The sequence below is a fragment of the Acidiferrobacter sp. genome (assembly GCF_054609335.1).
This window is the reverse complement of the sequence record NZ_JBTRWP010000090.1, coordinates 1-5,166: the sequence shown is the minus strand read 5'-3', so window position 1 is coordinate 5,166 and position 5,166 is coordinate 1. Positions and strand designations below refer to the sequence as shown.

Below are 5,166 nucleotides of genomic sequence, written 5' to 3'. Positions count from 1 at the left end.
GTCCATCAGCTCGTGGGGGACGCCATCGTATTGGGTGCCAAAGAGTAGCCGTCATATAAGGGGATGAGCATGGCCAATGAGAAGCAGACTGCGGAGTCGAGCCGCACCTTCCGCCGCTACGAGGACGGGGATACGACACCGGAGTCGTGGCAGGACTATATTTTCAAGGCCGGTTGGTCCTACAAGTGCCCGGTCTATGTGCAGCGCACGCCGACCTGTCAGAACGGGTGCCCGGCAGGCGAGGACATCCGCGGCTGGCTCGATGTGGTGCGTGGTCTCGACAAGCCGCCTGCGGAGGTGAGCTGGCAGGAACACGCCTTTCGGCGTCTCACCCGCGCCAATCCCTTCCCGGGCATCATGGGCTATGTGTGCCCGGCGCCCTGCGAGGAAGGCTGCAACCGCCGCGCTGTAGAAGACCATGTCGGTATTAACGCCGTCGAGCAGTTTATCGGCGAGGCGGCCCTGGCGGGGCGCTTCCATTTCGCGAAGCCCCTGGAGGAAAGCGGCAAGCGTGTGGCCATCATAGGCGGTGGTCCTGGCGGGCTTGCCTGCGCCTATCAGCTGCGCCTGAAGGGCCATGCCTGCACTATCTTCGAGGCGCGCGAACAGTTGGGCGGCATGCTGCGCTATGGCCTGCCCAATTACCGGACCCCGCCGGCTGTGGTGGAAGGCGAGATTCAGCGCATCCTGGATCTGGGTGTGACGATCAAGACCGGCGTGCGGGTGGGCCGCGATGTGAGCTTCGAGGACCTCGACCGGGACTTTGACGCGGTGTTCTGGGCGATCGGGACCCAGGTCGGCCGCATCCCGGAGATCCCCGGGGCGCATGCCCCCAATTGCGTGGGGGGCATCGAGTTTTTGCGGGAATTCAACGAAGGCCGCATGCCGTCTGTGCCGCGGCGCATCGTGGTGGTGGGCGGGGGGGATACCTCCATCGATGTCACCACGGTGGCGCGCAAGCTAGGCGGCTTCGCGGCTACGAAGCCCGACGGCTCGCCGCTCACCTACACGGCGGATATGGTTACGCAGGCGGCCATCCACAGCGGCCAGAAGGTGACCCTGACCTCGGTGTTGCCCACCGCCAAGTTGAAGGCCTCGGAACGTGAGGTGGAGGACGCCCGTTCGCTGGATGTCGCCATCCTCGGCAATGTCATGCCCCTTGCGGTGACGCTCGACGCCGACGGGCGCGCCTGCGGGGTGCGCTTCGCGCCCTGCGAGCATGGCAAGGACGGCAAGCGCGTGCGCGTGCCGGGGGATGAGATCGAGATCCCGGCCGACCTCGTGGTGTTTGCCATAGGACAGGTCGCCGACATGACGGGTCTGGAGGCCCTGGACAATGGACGCCATGCCATCGCGGCGGGGCCCGGGTTGCAGGTCCTGGGGCACCCTAAGCATTTCGTGGGCGGCGATATCATCACCCCGCACCTGCTTGCCACGGCCATCGGGCATGCGACGGTAGCCGCCGACGGGATAGACGCCCTCTTGAAGGGTCAAGCGGTGGCACGCCGCCCGCATATCGACAAGCGCCATTTCGATATCCGCGAAGGGCTGCCGACGCGGGCCTTGCCCGTGGACGGCAAGGTGACGAGCCCGGCCTTCGTGCACAACTTCGAGGACCGTGCGCACCGCGAGGTGATCAAGTCCGACGCGCTTTTTCTTGCGCACTTCAGCACGACGCCTAGGCTTGCGCGCACCGAGCGCAGGCTTGCCGAGATCTTCACCGAGGGAGGCACGCGCATCATGCCGCTCGATGAGGCGCAGGCGGTGGCTGAGGCCAAGCGCTGCATGAGCTGCGGGCTCTGCCTCGAATGCGACAACTGCGTGGTCTTCTGCCCGCAGGTGGCGGTGAAGAAGGTGCCGCGTGATCAGAAGGCCTTGGGTTACTACGTGACCACCGACTACACACGCTGCATCGGCTGCCATATCTGCGCCGACGTGTGTCCAGCCGGTTATATCCAGATGGGTCTGGGGGAGTGACATGCGCACCCGCGCCGGCGTCTGGGCAGTCCTTGCGGTGGTGGTCGCCTTGAGCGGCGTATGGGTGGCCCATCGTGGGCGCGTGGCGGTCCCCGTGATCGCGCAAGCCCCGGGCCACTGTGTCCTGAAGACATCTGTGATGCGCCGCACGCACATGATGTTGCTGCGGGCCGTGCGCGAGGAGATCGTACGCCATGACGCGCGGGATACGCGGTTTCGGCTTACGCATTGTGTCGCCTGTCACGCGCAACGCACGAGCACCGGGCGCGTCCTCCCGGTGAATGCCCCGGGGCAGTTTTGCGCAAGCTGCCATGCCTATGTGGGGGTGCGGCTTGACTGCTTCGCGTGTCACGCCGCCGTGCCGGCGCAGCGCGGGCTTGGTGCTCCCCTTAAGGCCGGGGCACTGCAGGCGGCGTTTCGCATACCGCGGGCCTTGCGCGGTGCGCAGGCGGCGGGCCCGGGAGGAAGACCATGAGCGACGAGTCGCAGAAAGGCGTGTCCCGCACTGCGGAGGGCGGCGGGTCCGAACCGGATGCCGTGCGCCGCAGGCTCCTGAAGCTGGCCGGTGCCGCGGTCGCCTTGACGCTTGCCCCCGGAGTCACGGTGCTGGCGCGTGATCTGGCCGTGACGGGTCCGCGGGGGCGCAAGAGCGCCGTGCGCTATGGGCTTTTGATCGACGCGAACGCCTGCCAGGGCGGCTGTGATGCCTGTGTGCGCGCCTGCCAGGACTACAACGGGCTTGCGCACGATCCGGGTCCGGACAACGCGCAATGGATACGCAAGGTCACGATCACCAATCCAGAGACCGGATTTAGCCGCAGCTTTCCTGTCATGTGCCAGCATTGCGAGCATGCCGCCTGCGTGGATGTGTGCCCGACCGGGGCCTCGTTTCGGCGCCCGGATGGCATCGTGCTGGTCGACAAACACCGCTGCATCGGCTGCCGCTATTGCCTGATGGCCTGCCCCTACAAGGCACGCTCCTTCGTGGCGCGCAATGTCGAAGACCAGAAGCCATGGGCGCCGCGCGGCAAAGGCACGGCCGAGGGCTGCACGATGTGTGTGGAGCGCGTGGAGGCCGGTAAGCTCCCGGCCTGTGTCGCGGCCTGTCAAAAGGCCGGCCACAAGGGCATGGTCTTTGGGAACCTGCACGACCCGAAGAGCGCGATTGCCAAGCGGCTCTCCGAGGTCGCGACCACCACCATACGCGCGGATCTGGGGATGTTGCCCTCCGTGCATTACCGGGGGATCTAGGCTGTGAGTGAGAGCGGCGGACGGTCGGGAGCGAAGCTGGCTTATCGAGAGATCGAGGGGCGCAGTGCGGGGTATTGGGCGGCGGTGATGGTCTGCGGGCTTCTGGCGGCGGCGGGGGTGGCCTCAGCACTCTATATGCGCGCGGAGGGTCATCACGTGACGGGCATGAATAACCAGATCGTCTGGGGTCTGCCACACGTCTTTGCGGTGTTCCTGATCGTGGCGGCCTCCGGGGCCTTGAACGTGGCCTCGATCGCCTCGGTGTTCGGGCGCGCCCTCTATAAGCCGCTTGCGCGGCTCTCGGCGCTTTTGGCGGTGGCCTTGCTCATAGGCGGTCTCTGGAACCTGGTGCTCGATCTTGGGCGCCCCGGGCACATCCTGGCGGCCGTGCTGTATCCGAACTTTCGGTCGATTTTCGCATGGAATATCTATCTCTATACGGGTTTTCTGGTCATCGTCGGCTTCTATCTCTGGTTTATGATGGAGCGACGGCTGAACCCCCACACCCATACGGTGGGGGTGCTCGCCTTCCTGTGGCGTCTGGTGCTGACGACTGGCACCGGGTCCATATTCGGGTTCCTCGCGGCGCGTAGTGCCTACGACTCCGCCGTGCTGGCACCCCTTTTTATTCTCACCTCGTTTGCCTTCGGGCTTGCGATCTTTGTGCTGGTGCTCATGGGCGGGTTCAAGGCGCTTGCGCGACCCGTGGGTGCGCGGCTCGTGGCGCGGCTCCGGTCGCTGCTCGCGGTGTTCGTGGCGGCGGTCTTGTATTTCGTGGCGGTCTATCATCTGACCAATCTGTATATGGCCGGGCATCGCGGCGTCGAGTCTTTTATGCTCGTCACAGGCGGCATCTTTCCCTGGCTCTTCTGGGGTGGCCAGGTGTTCGTGGGTGGTATCGTGCCGCTTTTACTGCTGCTGCGCCCCGTGCCGGACGGTGATGGGGCGATCCTGCGTCGCACGCTGGGGTTCGCTGCGGTGGCGGTGGTGGCGGGCGGGCTCGCCCAGATGTATGTGCTCATCATAGGCGGCCAGAGCTATCCCCTGCAGATGTTCCCGGGGCTTATCGTGAAGAGCAGCTTCTACGACGGCGTGGTGCATAACTATGTCCCGCATTGGCCTGAGACGGTGCTTGCGCTAAGCGGGGTCGCGGTGGTGGGCTTGATCGTGCTGATCGCCTTGCGGCTTCTGCCCTTTTTGCCTGAGAGCCTGGCCGATGATGTGGTGAGCGTCCATGGCGCACGAGCGCAGGCCGCAAGCGCCGAGGGTGCGGCTGCGGGCGCGCGGCCATGAGCGCGCGCGTCTATGTCTCGGCGGCCCACAAGTCCTCGGGCAAGACTACGCTTGCCATCGGCCTTACGCGCGCCCTGCGCGCGCTTGGGCATACGGTGCAGCCCTACAAGAAGGGCCCTGACTACATCGATCCCTTGTGGTTGACCAAGGCGGCCGGCCGTCCTTGCTACAATCTCGACTATCACACCCAGGGGGCCGCGGAGATCACGGCCCTCTACGAAGACGCCGCACGCGGCGCCGATGTGCTGCTCGTGGAGGGCAACAAGGGTCTCTATGACGGCGTGGCGCTTGATGGTAGCGATAGTAACGCGGCCCTGGCCCACCAGCTTCAGACCCCGGTGGTGCTCGTTCTCGACTGCCGCGGTGTGACGCGCGGCGTGGCGCCTTTGGTGTTGGGCTACCGGCACTTCGACCCCTCCATGCCTATTGCGGGTATCGTCTTGAATCGCGTAGGTGGCGCGCGCCACGAGGGTAAGTTGCGGGCGGTGCTCGAACGCTATACGGATGTGCGGGTCTTAGGCGCAGTGCACGAGTCGGCCGATATCGCGATCAGCGAACGCCACCTGGGCCTGGTCCCGAGCGGCGAGTGGGACGGCGCGGAGGAGGTGATCGAGCGGCTGGCGCATGCGGTCACGGCGCAGGTCG

General features: G+C 65.7%; 5 protein-coding genes. All 5 read left to right on the top strand.

All coding sequences use genetic code 11. The annotated features are described in order from the left end of the window. The first annotated feature begins 69 nt into the window (after positions 1-69). Complete coding sequence (locus ACYCTF_RS14035; protein WP_461285073.1) at positions 70-1,977, top strand: NAD(P)-binding protein; 1,908 nt, start codon at positions 70-72, stop codon at positions 1,975-1,977. A gap of 1 nt (position 1,978) precedes the next feature. Further along, positions 1,979-2,452, top strand: coding sequence for a cytochrome c3 family protein (locus tag ACYCTF_RS14030; RefSeq protein WP_461285072.1), 474 nt, complete (start codon positions 1,979-1,981; stop codon positions 2,450-2,452). Next, on the top strand, positions 2,449-3,228 hold the full coding sequence (gene dsrO, locus ACYCTF_RS14025) for a sulfate reduction electron transfer complex DsrMKJOP subunit DsrO (RefSeq protein ID WP_461285071.1): 780 nt from the start codon (positions 2,449-2,451) through the stop codon (positions 3,226-3,228). Before ACYCTF_RS14030 ends, dsrO begins: the two co-directional genes overlap by 4 nt. A gap of 87 nt (positions 3,229-3,315) precedes the next feature. Next, entirely contained in the window at positions 3,316-4,521 is a 1,206-nt protein-coding gene (nrfD, locus tag ACYCTF_RS14020; protein ID WP_461285074.1) for an NrfD/PsrC family molybdoenzyme membrane anchor subunit, read from the top strand. Then, the coding region (locus tag ACYCTF_RS14015) for a nucleotide-binding protein (protein WP_461285070.1) at positions 4,518-5,166 on the top strand (649 nt) is incomplete at its 3' end. The genes nrfD and ACYCTF_RS14015, both read left to right, overlap by 4 nt.

Coding starts and splice junctions, on each gene's coding strand:
- nrfD (WP_461285074.1), top strand. CDS start 3,316: ATGGTCTGCGGGCTTCTGGCGGCGGCGGGGGTGGCCTCAGCACTCTAT.
- dsrO (WP_461285071.1), top strand. CDS start 2,449: ATGAGCGACGAGTCGCAGAAAGGCGTGTCCCGCACTGCGGAGGGCGGC.
- ACYCTF_RS14035 (WP_461285073.1), top strand. CDS start 70: ATGGCCAATGAGAAGCAGACTGCGGAGTCGAGCCGCACCTTCCGCCGC.
- ACYCTF_RS14030 (WP_461285072.1), top strand. CDS start 1,979: ATGCGCACCCGCGCCGGCGTCTGGGCAGTCCTTGCGGTGGTGGTCGCC.